Consider the following 23513-nt stretch of genomic DNA (forward strand, 5'->3'; position numbering starts at 1 on the left):
CACCTCGTCGGCGAACGACGACAACTGGTCCACCATCGTGTTGACAGTGGACTTCAACTCCAGGATCTCGCCCCGCGCGTCCACCGTGATCTTCTGGCTCAGGTCGCCCTTCGCCACAGCCGTCGACACCTGCGCGATGTTGCGGACCTGGGCGGTCAGGTTCGACGCCATCGAGTTCACGTTGTCGGTCAGGTCCCGCCAGGTGCCGGCCACCCCGCGCACCTGCGCCTGACCACCCAACTTGCCCTCGGTGCCCACCTCACGCGCGACTCGCGTCACCTCGTCGGCGAACGACGACAACTGGTCCACCATCGTGTTGACAGTGGACTTCAACTCCAGGATCTCGCCCCGCGCGTCCACCGTGATCTTCTGCGACAGGTCGCCCTTCGCCACCGCAGTGGTCACCGAGGCGATGTTGCGGACCTGACTGGTCAGGTTCGACGCCATCGAGTTCACGTTGTCGGTCAGGTCCCGCCACGTGCCGCTGACGCCCTTGACCTGCGCCTGACCACCGAGGTTGCCCTCGGTGCCGACCTCGCGGGCGACACGCGTCACCTCGTCGGCGAACGACGACAACTGGTCCACCATCGTGTTGACGGTGTTCTTGAGCTCCAGGATCTCGCCCTGCGCGTCCACCGTGATCTTCTGGCTCAGGTCACCCCGCGCCACAGCCGTCGACACCTGCGAGATGTTGCGGACCTGGCTGGTCAGGTTGCCGGCCAACTGGTTGACGTTCTCGGTGAGGTCGCGCCAGGTGCCGGAGACCCCGCGCACCTGGGCCTGACCGCCAAGCTTGCCCTCGATGCCGACCTCGCGGGCAACACGCGTCACCTCGTCGGCGAACGACGACAACTGGTCCACCATCGTGTTGACAGTGTCCTTCAACTCCAGGATCTCGCCCTGCGCCGCCACCGTGATCTTCTGCGACAGGTCACCCCGCGCCACAGCCGTCGACACCTGGGCGATGTTGCGCACCTGGGCGGTCAGGTTCGACGCCATCGAGTTGACGCTGTCGGTCAGGTCCTTCCAGGTGCCTGCCACGTTCGGCACCTCGGCCTGACCACCGAGCTTGCCCTCGGTGCCCACCTCGCGGGCTACCCGTGTCACCTGCTCGGCGAAGAGCCGCAGGGTGTCGGTGAGGTAGTTCATCGTGTCGGCCAGCTCGGCGACCTCGCCACGCGCACCGACCGTGATCTTCTGCGACAGGTCGCCCTTTGCCACAGCCGTCGCCACCTGCGAGATCGACCGCACCTGGCCGGTCAGGTTCGACGCCATGGTGTTCACCGAGTCGGTGAGGTCCTTCCAGGTGCCGGCGACGCCACGCACATCGGCCTGGCCGCCCAGCTTGCCCTCGGTGCCCACCTCGCGGGCCACACGCGTCACCTCGTTGGAGAACGACGAGAGCTGGTCCACCATCGTGTTGACAGTGCGGCCGATCCGCAGGTATTCGCCGCGCAGCGGCCGGCCGTCGATCTCCAGGGCCATGTGCTGGGACAGGTCGCCGTCCGCGACCGCCACGATGACCCGGGCGATCTCGGTCGTCGGCCGGCCCAGGTCGTCGATGAGCGAGTTGACCGCCCGCTGCCCCTCCGCCCAGGAGCCGTCCAGCCCCTCGTCGTCGAGCCGTTCGGTGAGCCGGCCGTCGCGGCCGACGATCCGACTGATCCGCCGCAGGTCCAGATACTGCCGCTCCTGGAGCGAGACCGCCTCGTTGAAGGCGTCCGCCACCTCACCGGCCTTGCCGGCGCGGCGCGGAAGCCGGACCTTCAGGTCGCCGCGACGGACCCGTCGCAGCGCCTCGGTCAACTCACCGAGGAGCGCCTCGTGGTCGGGCGCGGACGGATCCGCCACCGACTGCTTCGCCGTGGTCATCATTCCTCGCTCCACTCGGGGGCACCGGCCCTGCGGACACACCGGCATCCCATATTGTGCCCGCGTTCGCCGTGGTGCCAGGGTGCGCGACCCGCCGAGCGGCCTCCGCGGGCACTCCAATCCACCCGTGGGGGCCCAGACCGACACGGCCGAGCCCAGACCTCGCCCGGACACCACATCTGTCGTACCGACGCCGATCCGCCCCGCCGTCGCAGCGGCGGACCGGGCCGTCAGGTCGACGATCGTTGATCGGCTTGGCACTCGGTGGGGGGACGGTAGAGGATACGAGGGTGTCAGCCGAGGCAGGGCCTGCGACAGCCGAGGCCCGGAACGGGGCGGTCCGGCGTGTCCGCCTGCCCGCTGACCGCCGCACACCCGCCGCCGCCCGTGCGGTCGTCCGCTCGGTGCTCACCGAGGCACACCTGGACGAACTCGCCAACGAGGCGCTGCTGCTCACCACCGAGCTGACCACCAACGCCGTCGAGCACGCGCGCACCGAACTGGACATCGAGGTCATCGCCGACGAAGTCGGGCTTTCCGTGACCGTCTCCGACTTCGCGCCCGGCTCTGGCGACGACGCGCTCACCGTCGGCAGCCGCAACGACGCAACGGAGATCAACGAGGTTTCGGAGCGAGGTCGAGGGTTGCTGCTCGTCGACCACTTCGCCAGCCGCTGGGGCACCACGTACCTGCCCACAGGCAAGGGCGTCTGGTTCCGGCTGGACCGGCCCGGGGCCGACGCGCCGGCCGAGGCCAACTCCGGCGGTACGTCGACGACTACCGACGCCGCCGACAACTCCGCTCCGAGCGCCGGCGCCATGAGCGAACTCATGCAGACCGCTCCCGACGTGTACGCCGACGATCCGCTGCCCGACTTCGCCGCCAACCTGCTCAGCCGGGTCGCCGAGATGGTGGGCGCGGCAGGCGGCACGATACGCCTGGACCGGGGCGACGGGCAGGGCACGCAACTGCTCGCCCGCTTCGGCCGACAGCCCCGCCCCGGCAGCGAACTGCTCCGGGTGCCGTTGACCGTGCAGCGCCCGTACGCCGGTGAGCTGGAGCTGGACGCGGCGCCGTCGGCGTACGCCCAGCCGCTGGCGGTGCTCACCGCCGAGCGGCTGTCGCTGCACCTGGAGAACGACAGGCTGCGCCGGGCCGACGTACGCCGGCAGGCGTGGTTGACGTTCCTGGCCGAGGCGAGCGAGTTGCTTGCGCAGTCGTTGGACGTGGAGCTGACGATGGCGCTGATCCCGCAGCTCGTGGTGCCCCGGCTCGGCCAGTGGTGCGCGGTGCACACCACAGACGAGTGGGGTCGGCTCCGGCTGGCGGCGGCCAGTCACGCCGACGAGTCGGCGCTGCCGCAGTTGCACAAGGTGCTGGAGGAGACCGGCCCGGATTCCATCCAGGCCCGGTTGCGCGGGGCGTCTCGCGGTGCGGCGCAGATCCCGTTGGGCGCGCCGATGGAGGGCTTCGCGGTGCCGCTGATCGTGCGCGGCCAACGGCTCGGCACCCTGGCGGTGGGCCGGCACCAACGGCACCGGCACGACCCGGACCAGGTGGCAGTGCTGGAGGATGTGGCCCGCCGCGCCGCGCTTGCCATCGAGAACGCCCGGATCCACGCCGAGCGCCGGCGGGTCGCGCAGACGCTCCAGCAGTCCCTGCTGCCGCCCGTGCTGCCGGTGGTGGACGGGATCGGCTTCGCCGCCGAGTACGTCCCGACGGGCGACGACGCGGAGGTGGGCGGCGACTTCTACGACGTGGTGCCGCTGCCCGACGGACGCTGGCTCGTGGTCATCGGGGACGTCTCGGGCAAGGGGGTGCAGGCGGCGGCAGTCACCGGCCTGGTCCGGGACGTGATCCGCGTGCTTGTCGGCGACGGCAAGCCACTGCCGGAGGCGCTGGCCCGGCTCAACGAGACACTTGTCGAGCGGGGCGGCGGCCGGTACTGCACGCTGGCCCTCGCGGCGGTCGGGGTGGGCGACGGTGGCCAGTTGGAGGTCTCGTTGCACCTGGCCGGGCACGACCGGCCGGTGCTGCTGGCCGGCGCGGGCGGCGCCCGGTTCGTCGGCACCGGGGGCACGGCGCTGGGCCTGCTCGACACGATCATCTCACCGACGGCGGAGATCACGCTTGCCCCGGGCGATTCGCTGATCTTCTATACCGATGGGGTCACCGAGCGACGGCGTGGCCGGGAGCTGTTCGGCACCGACCGGCTGCGCGATGCCGCGGCGCCACTTGCCGGATACTCGGCCGACGTGGTGGCCGCCCGACTGCGCGCCGCCGCGATCAACTTCTCGGTCGAGCCACCCCGGGACGACATCGCCGTGCTGGTGCTCCGCAACGACGCGGTCTGACCGGGCGGCGTCGAGCCGCTGGCGCTCGTCATGGTGGCGCTGGCGGGCCGGACGTCACCCCGCTCGACCCGGGCCGGAGGATCACCCGCCGCCGGGGAGGCGGCCGGGGGCGAGGCGGTGCTCCGGGTCGAGGTGTTCCTTGGCGGCGTGCAGGCGGGCCAGGCCGGCCAGCTCACCCCACAGGTCGACGGCCTGCCGGACCGCGGCGGGAGCGGAGACCACCACGCAGCGGCCCTGTCGGGCCAGCAGCACTCCACGGACGGCGGCCAGGATGGACGCCACCCGGTCAGGGGCCAGCGTGCCGGGCAGCGCCGCGTGCACCACGCCCAGCCCGGCGGAGCCCCGCACCGGCACGGGAGAGCCGGCCGCGTCGCGCAGCGCGTAGACGGCGGCGTGCAGGTCGGTGATCGGCACCTCCAGGCGCAGCGCCGTGTCGCCGGGCGCGAACGGATAGCGGCGCCACCACGGCGGCGCGGAGTGGGTGACAGTCGCCTCTCCGTGCAGCAGGCCGACAAGTCGTTCGGCGCGCTCGGTGACCTCGGCCGGGCCGCCCTCCAGCAGCACCACAAGGCTGCCCGCCCGGGACGGGGCGCCGGACCGCCCGGACATCGACGGGTGACGCTCGCGAGCGGTCGCGGCCGGGTGGCCGGGCGGGTACGGGCTGCGCGGCCGGGGTGCCCCGGCGGGCAGATCCAGCTCGATGGCCGCCGGCTCCAGCCGGGCGGCGAGGACCATCCGGACCAGGTCGTGGACCTCCAGCGGGGTCCACACCGGCCGGGACACCCAGAGCCGGCTGGCTGGCACCGGCTGCACCCGCAGGCTCGCCGAGACCAGCACGCCGAGCGCGCCCTGCGAGCCGCAGAGCAGCCGGGCCAGGTCGAGCCCGGGCGCGCCGCCACCGGCGCTTACCAACTCACCGTCGGCACCCAGATAGCGGACCCCGATGAGCTGGTCGCACGGGCTGCCGTGGCGGTGCCGGAGCGGCCCGGCCTCCCCGGCTGCGAGCACCCCGCCGAGGGTCGCGCCCGGCGACGGAGCGTCCATCGCGAGCCGCTGCCCGGTGCGTTCCAGAGTGGCCTGAACGGCCCGCAGCGGGGTGCCGGCGCCCACCTCGGCCACCGGCGCGCCCACCGGCTCGTGACCGATGCCCGCCAGCCGGCCGGTGTCGAGCAGGATGTCGACATGCGTGGGGGTGGCACCCCAGTCGATCTTCGTGCCGGCACCGCGGGGCACCACAGTGAAGTCGTGGGCGGCGGCCAGCCGCAGCACCTCGGCCGCGGCGTGCGGACCACCCGGCACGGCCACCCAGCGAGCCGGCCGCCCGGCCACCTCGTCGGCAGGCCCGGCGAGCCGGGCGAACGGCGGGCCGCAGATCGCCGTCAATCGCCGGGTGATCTCGATAGCGCCGGACCGGCCGAGGAAACTCGCTGCTGCCGCCATGGCGGCTATCGTACATCTGTTCGAACGACGTGGTGACGACAATCGAGATGCCGCTGGTCCGGCGCGCGGAGCGGGCCGGCCGGTAACGTGGCCGCCGTGACCACCGAGACTGCCCCGCCCGTGGCGAAGCGGGTGCCCGCCGAGCGCACCCACCACGGCGACACCGTCATCGACGAGTACGCCTGGCTCGCCGCCAAGGACGACCCGGAGACGATCGCCTACCTGACCGCCGAGAACGCGTACACCGAGGAGCGCACCGCGCACCTGGCCGCCCTCCGCGCGGAACTGTTCGAGGAGACCCGCCAGCGCACCCAGGAATCCGACCTGTCGGTGCCGACCTGCAAGGGCGGGTACTGGTATTACACCCGGACGATCGAGGGCCAGCAGTACGAGGTGCACTGCCGGCGCGCGGTCCGCGACGGCGAGACCGACCCGCCGGAAAGTGCCGACGGTGTTCCGCTCGACGGCGAGGAGGTGCTGCTCGACGGCAACCTGCTGGCCGAGGGGCACGACTTCTTCTCGCTCGGCGCGTTCGACGTGAGCCCGGACGGCCGCTGGCTCGCCTACTCGACCGACTTCTCCGGCGACGAGCGGTTCACCCTGCGGGTCAAGGACCTGAGCACCGGCGAACTGTTGCCGGACGAGGTTCCGGACACGTTCTACGGCACCGCCTGGTCGGCCGACGCGTCAGCGCTGTTCTACGTGACTGTGGACGACGCCTGGCGGCCCAACCGCGTCTGGCGGCACACAATCGGCGCCGCCTCCGCCGACGACGTGGTGGTCCACCAGGAGGACGACGAGCGGTTCTGGGTGGGCGTGGAGCTGACCCGGTCGGAGAAGTTCATCCTCATCGACATCCACAGCAAGACCACAAGTGAGGTGCTGGTGATCCCGGCCGGCAACCCGACCGGCGCACCCGCCGTGATCGCGCCCCGCCGCCAGGGTGTCGAATACACGGTGGAGCACCACGGCCACCGCTTCCTGATCCTGCACAACGACGGCGCGGAGGACTTCGCGCTGGCGTTCACCTCGGCCGACGTGCCCGGTGACTGGGTGCCGCTCATCGAGCACACCCCGGGCACCCGGTTAGAGGCGGTGGACGCGTTCGCCAACCACCTGGTGGTGTCCCTGCGCACCGAAGGGCTCACCGGGCTGCGGGTGCTGCCGGTGGGCAGCGACGACGCGTACGACATCGACTTTCCCGAGCCGCTCTACAGCGTCGGGCTGGACGCCAACCCGGAGTACCGCACCGGGCAGGTCCGCCTGCGCTACGCCTCGCTTGTCACCCCCGACTCGATCTACGACTACGACCTGGTGACCCGGCAGATGGTGCTGCGCAAGCAGAAGCCCGTGCTGCCCGGCCCGGACGGTCGGCCGTTCGACCCGGCCGAGTACGAGCAGCACCGCGACTGGGCGCTTGCCGACGACGGCACACGGGTGCCGATCTCGCTTGTCTGCCGGGTCGGTACGCCCCGGGACGGTTCGGCACCCTGCCAGCTGTACGGCTACGGCTCGTACGAGGCGAGCATGGACCCGTGGTTCTCGGTGTCCCGGCTGTCCATGCTCAACCGGGGCGTCATCTTCGCGGTGGCGCACACCCGGGGCGGCGGCGAGCTGGGCCGACGCTGGTACGACCAGGGCAAGCTGCTGGCCAAGAAGAACACCTTCACCGACTTCGTGGCGTGCGCCCGGCACCTGGTGAAGGCCGGCTGGACGGCAAGTGACAGGCTGGTCGCCCGGGGCGCCTCGGCCGGCGGTCTGCTGATGGGCGCGGTCGCCAACCTCGCCCCGGACGCGTTCACCGGGATCGTCGCGCAGGTGCCGTTCGTGGACGCGCTCACCTCGATCCTCGACCCGTCGCTGCCGCTTACCGTCACCGAGTGGGAGGAGTGGGGAAACCCCCTCGACGACCCCGAGGTGTACGCGTACATGAAGTCCTACACGCCGTACGAGAACGTTGCCGCCGTGGACTATCCGGCGATCCTCGCGGTGACAAGCCTCAACGACACGCGGGTGCTCTACTCCGAGCCGGCGAAGTGGATCGCGCGGCTGCGGGCGACCGCCCCGGCCGGCGACTACCTGCTCAAGACCGAGATGGGCGCCGGGCACGGTGGCCCGAGTGGCCGTTACGACTCCTGGCGTGAGGAGGCCTTCGTCAGCGCCTGGATCCTGGACCGCGTCGGCCGCGCCTGACCAGTCCCGCGCCAGACGATGATCGCGCTCGATCGTGTAGGTGGTCCCCTCGGCGGCCCGAGGGGCGCACCACATCCACGTTCGAGCGCGATCACGCCGGCAGGTCGGGCCTAGACTGCCAGGGTGACCGGGGTTACGCAGGGCGACGACGGGCCGGCCGAGGAAGTTCGCAGGCCGACAATCACGGCAGTGGCCCGCGACCGCCGGGTGTGGGTGATCCTCGCGGTTGTCGCCGGCCTCCTGGTCTGCTGCTGCTCGGCCGTCGTCGGCACTCTTGTCGCGCTCTCGGCCGGCCTGGTCTCGGCCTGACCGTCCGGGTCGCCCGGCTCACGTCGTGCGCAGCTCCTCCACCGCGATGCTCGCGCGCAGGAAGAGCAGGCCCACGCCGACCGTCACCAGCACGGCCGCAAACGCGCCGGCACCGAGCCAGGCCAGGTGCTCCACGGGTACGCCGGCAGCGCGCTCGGCGCCTACGGCCGGAAAGTACCCACGGCCGACCACCGCTCCCACGGTGAGCGCGAGCAGGATCGCCGGCACCGCTGGCGCGAGGGCCTGCCAGGCCACGGAGCGACTCAGCACGCCGCGAGGCACCCCGGTGGCGACAAGCGCCGCGTACGCCCGTCGACGGGCGACGATGCCCTCGACAAGCGCGACCATCAACCCGCAGGCCGCGAGCAGCACGGCCACCCCCACCGCGGCGTCGACCAGGTCCATTGTCGCCAGGTAGAACGGGTCGGATCCGGCGTCCACGCCGGCGAGCCTGTTCTGCTCGCGTTCGAACGTGTCCCGGGCGACGAAGTGGGCGCGCAGTGCCGCCGCGCCGGCCCCGAAGATCACAGCGGCCAGCAGCGCCGCGAACGTACGGCTGCCGGCCCAGGGGTCGGCCATCAGCCGGCCCGCCGCGAGCAGCGCCGGTGCGCGGCGGGCGTGCCGGCGCAGCAGGCGCCCGCAGGTGTACGAGATCCATCCGGTGCCCATCACCACCCCGACCATCGCGGCCAGACCGCCCGCCGTGAACAGCAGCGGCACCAACCAGCTCACAAGCGCCTCGTCGTCATTGAGGCGGTACGTCGCCGGACGGACCGCCACGAAGCAGAGCAGCCCCAGCCCGATCAGCGGCCCTGCCCACAGGCGCGGGCCCCGCTCCCGGGGGACCCTGTGACTCAGCCCCAGCGGGCTTGTGGTGACCGCGCGCAGCATCAGGGCTGTCACCAGTGCCGCGATCATCGGCAGGCCGAGCACCACCGCCACCAGCGCGCCCGTCGACGGCAGCACATCGGTGGGCAGCGCCAACCGACCCTGCGCGTCCGGCCGGTGCAGCACCTCCCGGCCGCCGAGATAGACACCCAACCCGCCGAGGGTGCCGAGCATGCTCGCCAGGCCGGTCTCCAACACCGCCAGGCGCGTCACCTGGCCGGGGGTGGCGCCAGCGAGTCGGAGCGCGGCCAGCCGCCGGTCCCGGGCCGGCGCGCCGAGCCGGGCGCACTGGCCCGCCAACGCCAACACCGGAATGGTCAGCATGAGCAGCGCGAACGCTGTCCCCCCGCGCAACCCCGGCTCCCGCAACAACGCGTTGCGGTACTGCTCGGACTGCATGTAGGCGTCTCCGGCGGGTTTCTCGATGGCAAGCACGGTGAGCGCCGCCAGCCCGGCCAGGGTCGCCAACAGGGCACTGAGCGCCGTGAGCACCACCCGCGCGGTGTCGGTGCGGTTGCCGGCCAGCGCCAGCCGGACCAGCGTCGCCGGCCTCACCGATTGCCGCCGGCCACCGGCACGTCGAGCCCCAGGCCGGTGTGGTCGACAAGGCCATCACGCAACACGATCTCCCGATCGGCGTACGCGGCGATTCGCGGCTCGTGAGTGACCAGGACGACGGCGGTACGTTGCTCACGGGCGAGCCGGACCAGTTGGGTGAGGACCTGCTCACCGGTAAGCGTGTCCAGCGCGCCTGTCGGCTCGTCGGCGAAGAGCACCCGCGGCTCGGTGACAAGCGCCCGCGCCGTCGCGCAGCGCTGCTGCTGACCACCGGACATCTCACCCGGCCGGACGTCGGCCAACTCGGCCACCCCGAACCGATCCAGCCAGGTCAGCGCAGCCGTCCGTGCCTCTCGCCGCCCCGTGCCGGCGAGGAGCAGCGGCAGCGCGACGTTCTCGGCCGCGGTCAGTTCGGCGACGAGTTGACCGAACTGGAACAGCACCCCGAACTCGGTGCGCCGCAGCCGGGACCGGGCCGCCTCCGACCAGGTGTCGATGCGGTGCCCACGCCAGGTGACCTCGCCCGCGTCCGGCCGGAGGATGCCGGCCAGACAGTGCAACAGGGTCGACTTGCCGCAGCCGCTCGGACCTGTGACGGCGACGATCTCGCCCTCGGCCACGTCGAGCGTCACTCCCCGCACGGCGGGTGTCGGGCCGTACGCCCGAACCACGCCGCGAGCTTGGAGTTGCGTCACGGATGCACCTCCCGGTGCCAGTCGGCGACCCGGTCCAGGGTGGTGTGCAGCCACCGCAGGTCCGCATCGAGGTGGGCGATCGCGAAATCGGCCGCGATCACGTCGCTGACGGAGGCGGCCGGGTCGGTCTTGACCGAGGTCAGCTCACGCAGCCGCGCGGTGTGCACGGCGCGCTGGGCGATCAGGTACGACCGGGCCCGGTCGATATCGGCTACCAGCAGCGCCACAACGACCTTCGTGAAGAGCGTGCTGGCCACGTACGGCATCGGTGTCTCCACAGCGGACAGCCATTCGTCCAGAGCGGAACGGCCCTCACCTGTCAACGCGTACGCCGTGCGATCCGGACCGGATGCCCGGTCCTGGCCGGCGGCGGCGACCAGGCCGTCCCGTTCGAGTCGGCCGAGGGTCGCGTAGACCTGCCCGAAGGCCAACGGCCGAGCCCTGGGCAGCCGCTCGTCGTGCGCCCGCTTGAGCTCATATCCGTGCCGACTGCCCCCGGCAAGCAGCCCCAGAAGGACGTGCGAAATCGACACGGCCCAGCTATTCACTCAGCGAATACCCCTGTCAACAACCACCCACTCCGCCCACCCTCGGCTCGGCCCGGTGATCATGAAGTTATTGCCACGCCACGCCGATCCGGCTGACAACAACTTCATGGTCACCGGGCGGGCGGGGCCGGCCGGGGCGGGGCGGGGGTTGGGCGGTCAGGTGGTGGTGGGCCAGGTGGGGGTGCGGCCGGTTTGGGCCAGGAGGTGGTCCAGGTCGGGTGGGGTCGGGGTGGTGGCGGTTGGTGGTGGGTCGGCGAAGACGCCCATCTTGCGGGCTGTCGGGCCCAGCTGCTCGACCAGCCCGTGCAGTTCGGCAACCGCCTCCGAGGCTGGCTGGTACGGCTTCCCGGTCGCCACGGCGAGGTCCCAGCCGTGCACGGTGAGGTCCAGCAGCGCCATGCCACCCACGACAGCTTGTGGCATGCCCATCCCCGGCGACACGCCCTCCAGGGTGGACGGCTCCGACCAGGCGGCGATCAGCCGGTCGACCTCCACGGCGAACCTGTCCCGCCAGCCGACGCCGAGGTGTTCGGGTTTCTCGGCCCACTCCACAGGCCGTTTGGCGGCCAACTCCTGGAAGTTCACCACCACCTCGAACAGGTGGTTGAGCAGATCACGCACCAGATATTCGTGGCACGGCGTGGGCAGGTCGAGTTGGTCGTCGGCGATGCCGCGCACCACGCCGACTGTTCGCGGCGCGGCAGCCGCCAGCAGATCACTAGTATGAGTGGCCATAGGGCCAGCGTATGAGGGTGGTCTTGAAGAAATGCGACAACGACCGCGCGACGACAGCCGGGGCATTCTCGACCCGGCTCGTTTGCTGCGCGAGGTCCGCTTCCGCCGCTACCTGCCGGCCGAGCCGCTGCGCGAGTGGGTCGAGCACTACTGGCTGATCGACTGGGCGTTGGGCGCACCGTTTCAGCAGCGACTGGTGCCGCACCCGGCGGTCAACGTGGTGTTCCAACGCAACGATCCCGGCGCGCACGACCCCAGCGCGCACGACCCCAGCGCGCACGACCCCAGCACGGGCGACGGCCGCGTACCCGAGATCGGGGAGGTGGCCGGGGTCGGCCGCGACCTGTTCCGGATCACGCTGACCGGCACCGGCCGGGTCTGCGGGGTCCAGTTCCGCCCCGGCGGCTTCCACCCGTTCTGGCGTCGGTCGATCGCCGAGTTGACCGGTCGCCGGCTGCCGCTGCCCACCGGCCGACTGGCACGGCCCGGCTTCGAAGTCTGCGCGGGCACCGACGACGAACGCCGCCGCGCGCTTGACGCGACCCTCACCGCCTGGGCACCCGAGCCGGACCCTGCGACCGAGGAGGCCATCCGGCTGGCCGAGGCGATCCGGACGGACCGCACGGTGCTGCGGGTCAACGAGTTCGCCGGCCGGTACGACGTCCCGGTCCGCCGGCTTCAACGGCTGTTCCTCGATCACGTGGGCGTGGGTCCCAAGTGGGTGATCCGCCGCTACCGGCTTCAGGAGGCCGTCGAGCAGGCGGCCGGCGGCCCGCTGAACTGGGCGGATCTCGCCGCCGACCTCGGGTACAGCGACCAGGCGCACCTGGTCCGTGACTTCACCGCCGTCGCCGGTGTGTCACCTGCCGCGTACGCCCGCTCGGTGCACTGACGTCGACTCAGCGACGGCGCACCACGACCACGGCAACGTCGTCGTGGATCTTCGGCGGGGCCAGCTCCGACAGCAGCCGGTCACAGAACCGGTTGAGGTCCTCGTCCACGGTGACTGCCACCGCGGCGAGCGCGGCCAGCCCTTCGTCGATCGTGGCGTCCCGGCGCTCGATCAACCCGTCGGTGTAGAACACGAGCGTCGCCCCGGCGGGCAGCACGAACTCCAGGTCGGCTGGGCGGGGCGCGCGGACGCCGAGCAGCGGCGCCGAGTGCTGCACAAACTCGATCTTGCCGTCCATGGTGAGCACCGGCGGCAGGTGGCCCGCGCTGGCCAGCCGGACCCGCCCGCTCGGCGGGTGCAGCAGCAGGACGCAGAGCGTGGCCAGCTCGTTCGGCAGCAGGGTCCGCATCAGCTCGTTGACCCGGTGCAGGATCTCGCCGGGCTGGTGCCCCTCGACCGCGTACGCCCGCACCGCGTGCCGAAGCTCGGCCATCACCGTCGCCGCGTGCAGCGAGTGGCCGGCCACGTCGCCGATCGCCAGGAGGAGATGCCCGTCGAGCATCACCAGCTCGTAGAAGTCGCCACCCACCTCGGTCTGCGCGCTGGCCGGCTCGTAGCGCACGGCGAAATCCAGCCCGGCCACCTCGGGCAGCCGGCGCGGAAGCAGGCTGCGTTGCAGAGTGACGGCGATGCGGTGCTCCTCGTCGAACGAGCGCTGGGCCTCCACCGCCGCCGCCACCGCCTGCGCGAGCTGCACGAGCACCGGCGTACGGGCTGTCTGGGTGGCGGTCGGGACCACCACGTACAGCGGCGCGCGATCCTCCCGCAGCCGGGCGGCGGCCACCGTCACCGAGTCGTCCGCCGGCCAGTCGAGCAGCGCCCAGTTCGCCGGAGGCTCCACCCGGACCGTCGCTCCGGTCGGCACCCCGGTGTCGTCGACGACCCACGGCACGATGGCGGGCTCGGCCCCCGGGCCGGCACAGATCCCGGCGAGGCAGTCACCGTCGAACGTCTCGGCGATCACCGCCGCCGGGCTCTTGAAGATCTCCGCGGCACCTGCGGCGGCGACCTCGAGCAGCCGTACGAAGGTCGAGGCGGCGTGCACCGCCACCGTCGTGTCGGCGAGCCCGAGCAGCCGTTCGGCGAGCAGTTCGGCGCGCTGCCGTGCCTGGTAGTAGCGCAGCACCGCCCGGGTGGTGGCGATCAGTTCCTCAGGCTCGATCGGCTCGGTCAGGTAGGCGTCCGCGCCCCGGGTCAACCCCTGGGCGCGGTCCGCGACGTCCACCGCGTGCGCGGACACGTGGATCACGGGCACCGCCGGATGGGACGCCTTGATCCGCTCGCACACCTCGTAGCCGCTCAGGTCGGGCAGCCGGACGTCGAGCACCACGAGGTCGATCCGGTCCGTGTCGACCCGGGCCAACGCCTCCGCGCCGTTCTCCGCCTCCAGCACCGCGAAGCCGGCCCGGGTCAGCCAACTGACGAGCAGGTACCGCTTGGTACGGCTGTCATCGACCACCAGGACGGTCGCCGCCCCGCCCTCCACCGTCACGCTCCGCCTGCGGGGAGGGAAACTGTGAAGGTGCTGCCCCGGCCCGGCTCGCTGGTCAGCTCAAGCGTCCCACCGAGCAGGGTCACCAACCGCCGGGCGTACGGCAGGCCGAGGCCCGTGCCGCCGACCCGGGTGGCGCCCGGCACCTGGTAGAACTCCTCGAAGATCCGCTCGTGCTGCGCGGGGGCGATCCCCGGGCCGGTGTCACTGACCTCGAAAATCCACCGGTCGTCACGCCGCTGGGCTCGCAACCGCACCTCGCCGCGCTGGGTGAACTTCAACCCGTTGTGCAGCAGGTTACGCAGCACCTGACCGAGCAGCACCTCGTCGGTGCGCAGGACGGCGGGCGCAACCGGCTCCTCCACCACCAACTCCACCTCCGGCCTGGTAGCCAGCGCGCGCAGCGTACCGCGCAGTTGGCCGAAGACCGGGCGCAGATCGATGTCCGCCCAGTCGGGCTCGATCCGGCCGGACTCCGCCTTGGCCAGATCCAGCAGCTCGTTGACCAGCCCGAGCAGGTCGGCCGCCGAGGATCGGATCAGACCGACCTGGCGTGCCTGTTCGGCGGTGAGCGGGTCGGAGGCGGAGTCGGAGAGCAGCCGCCCCAACCCGATGATCGCGGTGACCGGGGCGCGCAGCTCGTGGCTCACGTTCGCCAGGAACCGGCTCTTGGACTCGCTCGCCGCGCGCAACTGGGCCGACTTCTCGTCCAGCTCGGCATAGAGCGCGACGACTCCCCGGTTGGTCTCCTCCAACTCCTCGGTGAGCTGGTTGTAGAGCGCCAGCACGCCACGGTTGGTTTCGGCCAACTCCTCGTTCAGCACTGCCAACTCGTCGCGTTGGCTGCGCACCTCGTCGAGAGCCGCGATCAGCTGCCCGTTCTGCACCGTCAACTCGTCCAACGCGCTGGACGGAGCGCTCAAACCGAGCTCGGCACGGAACTCGGCGAGGCGCTCCGGAGTCGGCGTCGGCGCGTTGGCCGGGACTCGTCGGGACATCCTCACGACCGTAACGCCTTCGACGGTCGCCGCGCTCAGTCTGTCGACCAGTCGGGACACCGCACCGGACTGCGGCTCGTACCGACCGCCGGGCAGGGGGGTCACCGGGGCGAGGTCGGCGCCCAGGTGGAACCTGCCGTCGGGGCCGGCGTCGATGTGGAAGGACACGTCCGCGCCACCGCACAGGCGGAGCAGGTCCCGGGCGACCTCGCTGAGCGCGGTGGCGATGCGGACCTGGTCCTGGTGTTCCAGGCCCACCACAGCGGCCACCTCGCGGCCCCGCTGACGGATCACGAAGATGTCCTGCTCGACCCGCAACGTCATCTGCAGTAGTGGCAGCGCGCCCGGCTCGCCGGTCATGTCCAGGACCTCGCGGCCAGTACGCAGGCGTCGTCGCGGCGTGTGCCGGCGTCGCGCAGCAGGGTCGCCGCCACCACGAGCGGGGAGCGGCCGGCGATGTCCGGGTAGTCGGTCAACCGCCAGCGGTCCACCACGCCGTCGCTGTGCATGACCAGCAGCGCGCCGGGACCGAACGGGTAGTCGTACCCCCTGATGGTTGGCCGTTGGTGCCCGGCGATGCCGGGCAGCGACACCAGCCCACGACGGTGACCGCCGCCCTCGACGACCATTCCGGAGATGTTGCCCAGGCCGGCGTAGTGCAGCACGCCCTCCTCGGGCACCAACTCGGCCACGGCAAGCGCCGCGCCCCGGGTGTACGACATGGACCGGTGCAGGTGGCTGACCACCGCCGCGGGTGGGCTGGCCGGCGCGTCACGGAAAGCGGCGAGCGCCGCCTCGGTCGCGGCGGCGGCCAGGGGCCCGTGCCCGAGGCCGTCGCAGACCAGCACCTGATGCCGCCCGTCGGCGACCCGGACGGCGTAACCGTCGCCGCTCACCGTTTCGCCGGTCAGTGGCCGGGTGAGAGCGCCAGCCCAGGACGGCCGGGCGGGCGCCGCCTGCCAGACCTGCACGGCGAGGACGGTGCCCCGGCCCGGCAGGGAGTATCCGTCGAACCAACTGGACTGCCGGACGATGGCGCCGAGGCCGATGCCGAGCGTGCCGGTGGTGGAGTGCCCGTCCTGGGACGAGACGGTCAGGTCGGCCATGCCGGGGCCGGAGTCGATGGACACCAACTCCACGCCTGCCTCACCGGCGCGGCGGACCGGCCGGAGCAGCAGGACGCCCTCGTCGGCGTGCTTGACGAGGTTGCTTGTCAGCTCGGCCGCGACGATGGCCAGGTCGGCGATGCGCGCCGGAGTCATCTCCAGTTGCGCGCCGAGGCGTTCGGCGGCACGGCGTACGGCGCTGGCGGTGCTGCTGGCCTCCACCCGGAACCAGAGGCCACTGTCGGTGATCAGGTCCCCGTTCACCGGGACCACTTGGTGACCGTGATCTGCGTACCCGATTCCGCCGACGTCTCGATCTGGAACTCATCGACAAGTCGCCGGGCCCCGCTGAGCCCCAGGCCGAGGCCACCGCCTGTGGTGTAGCCGTCGGTGAAGGCCAGGTCGAGATCGGCGATGCCGGGCCCGGAGTCGGCGAAGACGATCCGCACGCCCCGGCGCCGCCCGTTGTCCACTGTCGTCACCTCGGCCCTGCCACCACCGCCGTACACAAGGGTGTTGCGGGCCAGTTCGCTGGCCGCGGTGACCACCTTGGTCTGGTCGACAAGTGACAGCTTGACCGCCACCGCCACGACACGGACCAACTGTCGAACGCGGACCACGTCCTCATCGCTGCGGATCGACTGCGCCTGCGGGTGGCCCACGTCGATGCCCGCGGTCACAGCGTGGCCGTCTCGGCGTCCGGGTCGTCATCGAACTGGTCGTCCAGCTCGTCGGCGCGAGCCGCGGCGATCAGTTCCATGCCCCGCTCGACGTTGAGGGCGGTACGGATGCCGTTCAGCGACAGCCCCAACTCGACCAGGGTGATGGCGACGGCTGGGCGCATCCCGACCACCACCGTCTCCGCGTCGAGCACCTTGGAGATCGACGCGATCGTGGAGAGCATCCGCCCGACGAAGGAATCGACGATGTCCAGCGCGGTGATGTCGATGATGACGCCGTGGCAGCCGGTGGCGACGATCCGCTCGGCGAGGTCCTCCTGGAGCTGGACCGCCGTCTGGTCGGACATGTCGAGCTGGATGGAGACGAGGAGGATGTCGCCGATCTTGAGGATCGGCACGCGTTCCATCAGGCGTCCCTACGTGACTGACGGCGAGCGCTCTCCACCCCGTTGAGCCGCAGCACGTGACGCAGCGCGTCGGCGAGGCTCGCCTTGGTGGCGATGTCGCCGAACTCGATGCCGAGGGCGACGATCGTCTGCGCGATCTGCGGGCGGATGCCGGAGATGATGCAGTCGGCGCCCATCAGGCGTGCCGCCACCACGGTCTTCAGGATGTGCTGGGCGACCTGGGTGTCCACCGCCGGGACGCCTGTGATGTCGATGATCGCGTACGGGGAGCCCGTGTCGACAAGGGTCTGCAGCAGGCGCTCCATCACCACCTGGGCGCGGGCGGAGTCCAGGGTGCCGACAAGCGGGACGGCGACCACGCCCTCCCAGAGCTTGACCACAGGCGTGGAGAGTTCGAGCAACTGCTCGGCCTGATCGGCGATCAGGCTCTCCCGGGTGCGGACGAAGCTCTCGAAGGTGAACAGGCCCATCTCGTCGACAAGCCCGGAGAAGGCGACGTAGTCGCGCAGCGCGCGGTCGCCGCCGGCCTCCTCGACGAGCGGAACCAGCACGTCCTTCAGCGCGAAGATGCTGATCGCGGTCTCGGTGGCGGAGAACCCCTGCCGGGCCCTGCCCCGGGACAGCTCGGACAGCGCCGCGCGCAGTTCGGCCGCACTGTCGGCGGACAGGTCGATGGCGCCCTGCTCACCTGTGGTGACGATGGCGTGGTGCAGGTCCTGCACCTGCCGGCGCAGCTCGGCCTGACTCAGCCGCCCGCGCAGCGAACCGGCGATGATCTCGGTCCACCGCTGCGTGACCTGCTCGGCGTGCCCGCCGAGCAGCGCGGCGAGCCGACCACTTTCCTCGGCGTTCAACGCCATTGCGAAAACCCCCCTCGACCTGGACCGGCCGGACTCTATCACCGGGGGCTGTAGAGCTAGTTGCTCCGTAGCAACGGAATGACGACGGCCACCGGATCATGGCTCCCGATCTGCGTACGACACTCGTCGTGGGATACCGTTCCCCCGATAACAGGAGGTCTGGCTTATGTCCTTGACGGTGCACACGGAACAACGCGGCGACGTGGTCGTCGTGTCGGTCGCGGGCGAACTGGACATGGCAACCGCACCACAGTTGCAGGACCAGATCACCGACCTGCTCGACAAGGGCCGTAGCCGGTTGGTGTTCGACCTGGCCGAGGTCTCGTTCTGCGACTCGACAGGTCTGTCGGTGTTCGTTCGCGCCAAGAACAGCTGCGACGAGGCCGGCGGCGTGGTGCGCCTGGCCGCACCCCAGCGGGGTGTGCTGCGCATCCTCGAGGTGAGCGGGCTGGTCGAGGTGCTGCACACCTACCCGACGGTCGACGAGGCAGTCGCCGGCGAACCGACGCCCGCCTCCTCCTGACCGCTGCCGCTGTTCACTCGTCCTCGACGTAACGGGGACGAGCGATCGCCATGCCCGCGGTCGTCTGTACGGCGAGCGCGGCCAGCAGGAACCCGATCGGCGCCGTCCAGCCGCCGGTGACCTCGTAGAGGATGCCGACCATCAGCGGGCCGAGGGCGGCGATCACATACCCGGTGCTCTGCGCGAACGCGGAGAGCGCAACCGTCCCCTCGGCCGTGCGGGAACGCAGGCCGATGGCGGTCAGGATCATCGGGAACGCCCCCTGGCCGATCGCCAGCAGTGCCACCCAGAGCAGCGCCGCGCCGTGTGGGGCGATCGCCAACCCGAGGTAGCCCAGCGCCGACGCGGCGGTCAGCCCGAGCACCAGCGGACGCAGGGTGGCCAGCCGGCCGGCCAGGGTCGGCATCAGCAGCGCGATCGGCACGCCGAGCGCTGTCACCCCGGCGAGCAGCAGCCCGGCCGACTCCGGCTGGTAGCCGGCGTCCCGGAACAGCTGGGCCAGCCAGCCCATGATCGCGTACCCACTCAGTGACTGTGCCCCGAAGTAGACGGCCATCGCCCAGCCCAGTCGGGTCCGTTCCGGCCGGATCCGGACCCGCGCGGCGGGGGCCGGCGTCGGGTTCGCCCGCCGCACGCGGGCCCGGGTCCGCAGCGCCAGCGGCACCCACGGGAGTACGGCCACAGCGGCGAGCGCGGCCCAGATGCCCAGCCCGGCCCGCCACGACCCGAAGGCGTGCGCGATCGGCACGGCTGTCGCCGCTGCCACCGTCGTGCCCACGGTCAGCGCCATCGTGTACGCCCCGGTGACCAGGCCGGTGCGGTGCGGGAAGTGCTGCTTGACAAGCATCGGCAGCAGGATGTTCGCCACCGCGATGCCGGCCAGCGCCAGCGCGCTGGTGAGGACGAAGACCCATGTCGAGTCGGTGAGGACCCGCAGCACCTGACCGGCGGCCAGGGCGAACATGGCGACCACGAGCACCCGGGCCGGCGCCACCCGGCGGACCAGCCACGGGGTGAGCGCACCCAGGCCGGCGAACGCGATGGTCGGCAGGGTGGTGACCAGGCCGGCGGTGACCCCGGACAGCCCCAGCCCGTCGCGGATCTCGTCGAGCAGCGCGCCGAGGCTGGTGACGGCGGCGCGCAGGTTGAGCGCCACCAGCAGCATTCCGACAAGTACGAGCGCGCCTCCGGTCGCCGGGTGGACCCGGCGGCCCGCGCGGGTGTCGCCCATCCTGGGGACGGAGACGGGGGCGGGCGCCGCCGGAGCGGCGGTAGGTGGCGGGGTCATGACCTCTAACCTACAATCATGGGATGAATTCGGGACCGGTGATGTAACCAGTGCCACCCTCAGTCGATTCCCCCGCAGCGCCACCGGTGCCGCCTCGTGGGCACCGGGTCCGACAGACCATCGAGCAGCTCCGGTCCCGGATCCTGGGCGGCGAGTGGCCGATCGGCGGCCGCATCCCCACCGAGCCGCAGTTGGTCGCCGCGCTGGGCGTCGGGCGCAACACGGTCCGCGAGGCCGTCCGCGCACTTCAGCACGCCGGCGTGCTGGAATGCCGGCAGGGCTCCGGCACGTACGTGGTGTCCACCGACGAACTGGCGCCGGTGGTGGCCCGCCAACTCGGCGACGACCGCATGACCGAGGTCATCGAGGTGCGGCGCGCCTTCGAGGTGGAAGCCGCACGGCTCGCCGCGCTGAGGCGTACACCGGAGGACCTGGCGGCGCTCGACGGCGCGCTCGCCGAGCGTGAGGCGGCCTGGCACGGCGGCCAGGTCGACGCTTTCGTCGAGGCCGACGCGGCCCTGCACACGGTGGTGGTCGTCGCCGCGCACAACGCCATGCTCGCCGAGCTGTACGCCTCGTTCGGCACCGCCCTGCGCAGCACCGTCGCCCAGGCGATGGGAGACGCGCTCACCCCCGAGCGCTACGTCGACCACACCCGGCTCGTCGAGGCGATCCGGGCCGGCGACCCGGCGTTGGCAGCCATCGAAGCCGGCGCTTTTCTGGAGCCCGTCGCGGGGGCATAGGTTGTCCCCGACGGAAACGGGCCACCTCAGGAGTATGGATGTTCAAGGGCTTCAAAGACTTCATCATGCGCGGCAACGTCGTCGACCTGGCGGTCGGTGTCGTCATCGGTGCCGCGTTCACGGGCGTGGTCACCCAGCTCACCAAGTCGTTCCTCGAACCACTTGTCCGCGTGATCATCGTGTTGATCACCGGGAGCAAGGACGGCCTCAGCGGCTCGACCCCCGAGTTCCGTGGCATCCAGTTCGACTGGGTGGCGTTCGTCAACGCGGCCATCACCTTCCTGCTGACCGCGCTGGCGCTCTACTTCCTGGTCGTCTACCCGATGAACCGGCTGGCCGAGCGGCGCAAGCGCGGCGAGGAGCCGCCGCCCTCCGCGCCGAGCGAGGAGGTCAAGCTGCTCACCGAAATCCGGGACGCGCTGGTCTCCGCCGGCCACACCACGCCGGGCCAGCAGCGCGGGGCACTTGACGACGTGCTGGGTCGCCGCACCGAGCCGCCAGCGCCGCGCTGACCGCGACCTGCGCTGCTGCGTTGCGGTAGGCGCCGTCGGATGCACATCGGCCCCTGCGGGATTCCCGCAGGGGCCGCACTTTCTCGTACGTGTGTTCGATAGAGTCCGGCCATGGAGCAGCGCAAGCACTTGTGGAACGGGAAATGGGGACGGCTCGCCCGGCGGGACATCTTCCTGCGGGTGGACGCCGACCGGTGGCACGTCGAGCAGCGGGCCGGCGGCGCCGAGGGCATCTCCAAGTTCTACGAGTACGGCAGCGCGGACGAGGCCGAGGAGACCATCCGGGCGCTGCTCGACGGCCCGGACACCTGGCGGGAGCTGTCCCCACGTCCACCGGGTGGCTGGGCCCTCCCGAACAGCTGACTGCCGCTACCGCCACCGGGCGGGTTGGCGGCGGCGTTTAGCGGCGTATCACGCTGGGAACCGCGAAGAGATGGACCAGCAGGACGAGCAGCAGGCGACCATCTCGCGGATCACCACCGGAATGCCGGTGATCGACGTCGCGGGCACCGAGGTCGGCACCGTGGACCTCGTCCAGCGGGGTGACCCGAACGCGGTGACCGTGCAGTCGCCGACCACCGACCATCACGGCACGTCCGCCGGGCCGGGTTCGGCCGACCCGGGCAGCAGCCTGAACGAGTTGATCGAGGCGACCGCCGTGGAAGAGCCGGACGTTCCGGCTGACCTGGCGGCACGTCTGCTGCACACCGGCTACCTGAAGGTTTCCACCGAGTCGACCCAGGTCGACGCCGTGTACGTCCCAGCCGACCGGATCGCCACCGTCGCGGACGGCAGGGTACGCCTCACCGTCGGCGTGGCCGACCTCCCGCGCGAGGAGTAGCCCACCACCGCCGCAGGGCGACGCCACCCCCGCCGGGCCGGGCCGGGCCGGGCCGGGCCGGTGATCGACTCCATGTCGGCGATGTGGGGGTGTCTCGGAGCTTGGATACCGCCATGTCGGCGACCTGGAGTGGATCAATGGTGTTGGGGTGTCCGGTCGACGGGGACAGCCCCACTTCGCCGATCTCGTGTGGGTCTCTCCGGGGCCGCAGTCGCGGCAGGCTCAGCGGGCGCGGCAGGTTCGGTGGGCGCGGCAGACTCGGTGGGCGCGGCAGACTCGGCAGGCTCGCTGGGCGCGGCGGGCGCGGCGGACTCGGGCGCAGTGGGCGAGGCGGGCTCGGCGGGGCGGCGGCGGTGGAAGAGCAGCAGCATCAGGCAGCCGGCGACCAGGCCCCAGAACGCGCCGCCCACGCCGATCAGCGTCACCCCGGAGGCGGTCACCACGAAGGTGACCACGGCGGCCTCCCGCGTCGCTGGCTCGGCCACCGCCGAGGCGAGCGCGGTGCCGAGCGCGCCGAGCAGGGCCAGCCCGGCGACCGCCTCGATGAGGATCGGCGGGGCGACCGCGACCAGCGCGGTGGCCACGCCGGCGCCCAGCCCGAGCAGGGCCAACCCGATGCCGGCGGTGACCGAGGCGATCCACCGGCGCTCGGGGTCCGGATGCGCGTCGGGGCTGGCGGCGAGCGCGGCCGTGATCGCCGCGAGGTTCACGCCGTGCCCGCCGGCCGGTGCGGCCAGCAGGCTGGCCAGCCCGGTGGCCCGCAGCGCGGCGCCGAACGGCGGTCGGTAGCCGTAGCCGACCAGCACCGCCATGCCGGGTACGTTCTGCGCGGCCATGGTGACCAGGAACAGCGGGAGGGCGAGCCCGACCAGCGCGGACGCGTTCCAGGCCGGCGCGGTGAGGGTTACCGACGGGATGAGCGTGACCCCGGTCAGACCGGCCGGCGGTGCGGTCAGCGCGATCGCCGCCACCGCCACCAGCAGCGCGCCCGGCACCGCCCAGCGGCGGGCGAACCGGTGCAGCAGCAGCCAGCCGACCACCACCGGGCCGGCCACCGTGGGCAGTTCGACAAGCGCGCGGAACGGAGCGGTGCAGAGCGGCAGCAGCACACCGGCGAGCATCGCGCCGGCCACCGGCTTGGGGATGGCGGCAACCGCCCGGCCGAGGGGCGGAAACAACCCGGCCGCGACGATCAGCAGGCCGGCGACGAGGAACGCGCCCACCGCGACCGGCCACCCGCCCGGCGGCGGCCCCGTCGCCACCAGCAGCGCCGCACCCGGGGTCGACCACGCCACGCTCATCGGTATCCGGTGCCGCCAGCCCAGCCAGGCGGCAGCGAGCCCGCACGCCACGCAGAGGGCCAGCAGACCGGAGGCCGCCTGCGCGTCCGACGCGCCCACCGCGCGGAACCCGGCCAGCACGACGGTGAACGAGCTGGCGAAGCCGACCAGCGCGGCCACCCCGCCGGCCAGCAACGGTTGAGCCCGACCGGCCATCCCACCCCTCCTGTTCCGTTTAC

Annotated in this window: 23 protein-coding genes; 9 read left to right on the forward strand and 14 right to left on the reverse strand. The window is 71.9% G+C overall.

What is annotated here, in order from left to right:
• Window positions 1-1872, reverse strand: a 1872-nt coding sequence (locus ACFY2Q_RS01815) for a HAMP domain-containing protein (protein WP_387127557.1), incomplete at its 3' end; no start/stop codon positions are given.
• Between the two features lie 290 nt (window positions 1873-2162).
• Between ACFY2Q_RS01815 and ACFY2Q_RS01820 the strand changes: the two genes are divergently transcribed.
• Window positions 2163-4226, forward strand: a complete 2064-nt coding sequence (locus tag ACFY2Q_RS01820) for a SpoIIE family protein phosphatase (RefSeq protein WP_387126576.1) — start codon at window positions 2163-2165, stop codon at window positions 4224-4226.
• Window positions 4227-4307: 81 nt separating this feature from the next.
• On the opposite strand, the gene ACFY2Q_RS01825 is transcribed toward ACFY2Q_RS01820, so the two are convergent.
• Entirely contained in the window at window positions 4308-5666 is a 1359-nt protein-coding gene (locus ACFY2Q_RS01825) for an FAD-binding oxidoreductase (RefSeq protein WP_387126578.1), read from the reverse strand.
• 96 nt (window positions 5667-5762) lie between these two features.
• Here ACFY2Q_RS01825 and ACFY2Q_RS01830 point away from each other — a divergent pair, with 96 nt between their 5' ends.
• Window positions 5763-7859 carry a S9 family peptidase gene (locus ACFY2Q_RS01830; RefSeq protein ID WP_387126580.1) on the forward strand — a complete coding sequence of 699 codons (2097 nt, stop codon included), beginning with the start codon at window positions 5763-5765 and terminating at the stop codon, window positions 7857-7859.
• 123 nt (window positions 7860-7982) lie between these two features.
• Complete coding sequence (locus tag ACFY2Q_RS01835) at window positions 7983-8168, forward strand: hypothetical protein (protein WP_387126581.1); 186 nt, start codon at window positions 7983-7985, stop codon at window positions 8166-8168.
• Window positions 8169-8186: 18 nt separating this feature from the next.
• Here the strand turns inward: ACFY2Q_RS01835 and ACFY2Q_RS01840 are convergent, their stop codons facing one another.
• From ACFY2Q_RS01840 to ACFY2Q_RS01855, 4 genes are all read right to left on the reverse strand, one after another.
• Window positions 8187-9611, reverse strand: a complete 1425-nt coding sequence (locus ACFY2Q_RS01840) for an FtsX-like permease family protein (protein WP_387126583.1) — start codon at window positions 9609-9611, stop codon at window positions 8187-8189.
• A complete protein-coding gene (locus ACFY2Q_RS01845) occupies window positions 9608-10309 on the reverse strand; it encodes an ABC transporter ATP-binding protein (protein WP_387126585.1) in 702 nt (233 codons plus the stop codon). Before ACFY2Q_RS01845 ends, ACFY2Q_RS01840 begins: the two co-directional genes overlap by 4 nt.
• Window positions 10306-10842, reverse strand: coding sequence for a PadR family transcriptional regulator (locus tag ACFY2Q_RS01850; RefSeq protein WP_387126587.1), 537 nt, complete (start codon window positions 10840-10842; stop codon window positions 10306-10308). Before ACFY2Q_RS01850 ends, ACFY2Q_RS01845 begins: the two co-directional genes overlap by 4 nt.
• Window positions 10843-11013: 171 nt before the next feature.
• Window positions 11014-11592 (reverse strand): TIGR03086 family metal-binding protein, encoded by a 579-nt coding sequence (locus ACFY2Q_RS01855; protein WP_387126589.1) that lies wholly within the window; start codon window positions 11590-11592, stop codon window positions 11014-11016.
• Between the two features lie 31 nt (window positions 11593-11623).
• Between ACFY2Q_RS01855 and ACFY2Q_RS01860 the strand changes: the two genes are divergently transcribed.
• Window positions 11624-12484, forward strand: coding sequence for a DUF6597 domain-containing transcriptional factor (locus tag ACFY2Q_RS01860; RefSeq protein ID WP_387126591.1), 861 nt, complete (start codon window positions 11624-11626; stop codon window positions 12482-12484).
• 7 nt (window positions 12485-12491) lie between these two features.
• Here ACFY2Q_RS01860 and ACFY2Q_RS01865 read toward each other — a convergent pair whose 3' ends face one another.
• From ACFY2Q_RS01865 to ACFY2Q_RS01890, 6 genes are read right to left on the reverse strand one after another with little or no spacing between them, the layout of a single operon-like run.
• On the reverse strand, window positions 12492-14030 hold the full coding sequence (locus ACFY2Q_RS01865) for a SpoIIE family protein phosphatase (protein ID WP_387126593.1): 1539 nt from the start codon (window positions 14028-14030) through the stop codon (window positions 12492-12494).
• A gap of 2 nt (window positions 14031-14032) precedes the next feature.
• Window positions 14033-15394: a sensor histidine kinase gene (locus tag ACFY2Q_RS01870; protein ID WP_387126595.1), complete on the reverse strand. Its 1362-nt coding sequence runs from the start codon at window positions 15392-15394 to the stop codon at window positions 14033-14035.
• Window positions 15391-16404, reverse strand: a complete 1014-nt coding sequence (locus ACFY2Q_RS01875; RefSeq protein ID WP_387126597.1) for a SpoIIE family protein phosphatase — start codon at window positions 16402-16404, stop codon at window positions 15391-15393. The genes ACFY2Q_RS01870 and ACFY2Q_RS01875 overlap by 4 nt, the downstream gene beginning before the upstream one ends.
• On the reverse strand, window positions 16401-16820 hold the full coding sequence (locus ACFY2Q_RS01880; protein ID WP_387126598.1) for an ATP-binding protein: 420 nt from the start codon (window positions 16818-16820) through the stop codon (window positions 16401-16403). The genes ACFY2Q_RS01875 and ACFY2Q_RS01880 overlap by 4 nt, the downstream gene beginning before the upstream one ends.
• Entirely contained in the window at window positions 16817-17227 is a 411-nt protein-coding gene (locus tag ACFY2Q_RS01885) for an STAS domain-containing protein (protein WP_387126600.1), read from the reverse strand. The genes ACFY2Q_RS01880 and ACFY2Q_RS01885 overlap by 4 nt, the downstream gene beginning before the upstream one ends.
• Window positions 17227-18087 (reverse strand): STAS domain-containing protein, encoded by an 861-nt coding sequence (locus ACFY2Q_RS01890; RefSeq protein ID WP_387126602.1) that lies wholly within the window; start codon window positions 18085-18087, stop codon window positions 17227-17229. Before ACFY2Q_RS01890 ends, ACFY2Q_RS01885 begins: the two co-directional genes overlap by 1 nt.
• A gap of 166 nt (window positions 18088-18253) precedes the next feature.
• Between ACFY2Q_RS01890 and ACFY2Q_RS01895 the strand changes: the two genes are divergently transcribed.
• On the forward strand, window positions 18254-18610 hold the full coding sequence (locus ACFY2Q_RS01895) for an STAS domain-containing protein (RefSeq protein WP_053652127.1): 357 nt from the start codon (window positions 18254-18256) through the stop codon (window positions 18608-18610).
• Window positions 18611-18623: 13 nt separating this feature from the next.
• Here ACFY2Q_RS01895 and ACFY2Q_RS01900 read toward each other — a convergent pair whose 3' ends face one another.
• Window positions 18624-19841 carry a CynX/NimT family MFS transporter gene (locus ACFY2Q_RS01900; RefSeq protein ID WP_387127559.1) on the reverse strand — a complete coding sequence of 406 codons (1218 nt, stop codon included), beginning with the start codon at window positions 19839-19841 and terminating at the stop codon, window positions 18624-18626.
• 107 nt (window positions 19842-19948) lie between these two features.
• Here ACFY2Q_RS01900 and ACFY2Q_RS01905 point away from each other — a divergent pair, with 107 nt between their 5' ends.
• The 4 genes from ACFY2Q_RS01905 (at window position 19949) to ACFY2Q_RS01920 (ending at window position 21994) form a co-directional block, all read left to right on the forward strand.
• Window positions 19949-20641 carry a FadR/GntR family transcriptional regulator gene (locus ACFY2Q_RS01905; RefSeq protein ID WP_387126604.1) on the forward strand — a complete coding sequence of 231 codons (693 nt, stop codon included), beginning with the start codon at window positions 19949-19951 and terminating at the stop codon, window positions 20639-20641.
• A gap of 38 nt (window positions 20642-20679) precedes the next feature.
• Window positions 20680-21153 carry a large conductance mechanosensitive channel protein MscL gene (gene mscL / locus ACFY2Q_RS01910; protein WP_387126606.1) on the forward strand — a complete coding sequence of 158 codons (474 nt, stop codon included), beginning with the start codon at window positions 20680-20682 and terminating at the stop codon, window positions 21151-21153.
• Between the two features lie 111 nt (window positions 21154-21264).
• Window positions 21265-21516: a hypothetical protein gene (locus tag ACFY2Q_RS01915; RefSeq protein WP_387126608.1), complete on the forward strand. Its 252-nt coding sequence runs from the start codon at window positions 21265-21267 to the stop codon at window positions 21514-21516.
• A gap of 70 nt (window positions 21517-21586) precedes the next feature.
• Window positions 21587-21994 carry a hypothetical protein gene (locus ACFY2Q_RS01920; protein ID WP_387126610.1) on the forward strand — a complete coding sequence of 136 codons (408 nt, stop codon included), beginning with the start codon at window positions 21587-21589 and terminating at the stop codon, window positions 21992-21994.
• Window positions 21995-22128: 134 nt separating this feature from the next.
• On the opposite strand, the gene ACFY2Q_RS01925 is transcribed toward ACFY2Q_RS01920, so the two are convergent.
• Window positions 22129-23490: a benzoate/H(+) symporter BenE family transporter gene (locus tag ACFY2Q_RS01925; RefSeq protein WP_387126612.1), complete on the reverse strand. Its 1362-nt coding sequence runs from the start codon at window positions 23488-23490 to the stop codon at window positions 22129-22131.
• Window positions 23491-23513 lie beyond the last annotated feature (23 nt).

The organism is Micromonospora sp. NPDC000316 (assembly GCF_042898885.1).
Lineage (GTDB): Bacteria > Actinomycetota > Actinomycetes > Mycobacteriales > Micromonosporaceae > Micromonospora.

What these genes read in the sequence shown, in the direction of transcription:
- ACFY2Q_RS01825 (WP_387126578.1), bottom strand. Translation starts at nt 5,666, where the DNA reads ATGGCGGCAGCAGCGAGTTTCCTCGGCCGGTCCGGCGCTATCGAGATC.
- ACFY2Q_RS01855 (WP_387126589.1), bottom strand. Translation starts at nt 11,592, where the DNA reads ATGGCCACTCATACTAGTGATCTGCTGGCGGCTGCCGCGCCGCGAACA.
- ACFY2Q_RS01860 (WP_387126591.1), top strand. Translation starts at nt 11,624, where the DNA reads ATGCGACAACGACCGCGCGACGACAGCCGGGGCATTCTCGACCCGGCT.
- ACFY2Q_RS01870 (WP_387126595.1), bottom strand. Translation starts at nt 15,394, where the DNA reads ATGACCGGCGAGCCGGGCGCGCTGCCACTACTGCAGATGACGTTGCGG.
- ACFY2Q_RS01885 (WP_387126600.1), bottom strand. Translation starts at nt 17,227, where the DNA reads ATGGAACGCGTGCCGATCCTCAAGATCGGCGACATCCTCCTCGTCTCC.
- ACFY2Q_RS01890 (WP_387126602.1), bottom strand. Translation starts at nt 18,087, where the DNA reads ATGGCGTTGAACGCCGAGGAAAGTGGTCGGCTCGCCGCGCTGCTCGGC.
- ACFY2Q_RS01895 (WP_053652127.1), top strand. Translation starts at nt 18,254, where the DNA reads ATGTCCTTGACGGTGCACACGGAACAACGCGGCGACGTGGTCGTCGTG.
- ACFY2Q_RS01900 (WP_387127559.1), bottom strand. Translation starts at nt 19,841, where the DNA reads ATGGGCGACACCCGCGCGGGCCGCCGGGTCCACCCGGCGACCGGAGGC.
- mscL (WP_387126606.1), top strand. Translation starts at nt 20,680, where the DNA reads ATGTTCAAGGGCTTCAAAGACTTCATCATGCGCGGCAACGTCGTCGAC.
- ACFY2Q_RS01915 (WP_387126608.1), top strand. Translation starts at nt 21,265, where the DNA reads ATGGAGCAGCGCAAGCACTTGTGGAACGGGAAATGGGGACGGCTCGCC.
- ACFY2Q_RS01920 (WP_387126610.1), top strand. Translation starts at nt 21,587, where the DNA reads ATGGACCAGCAGGACGAGCAGCAGGCGACCATCTCGCGGATCACCACC.
- ACFY2Q_RS01925 (WP_387126612.1), bottom strand. Translation starts at nt 23,490, where the DNA reads ATGGCCGGTCGGGCTCAACCGTTGCTGGCCGGCGGGGTGGCCGCGCTG.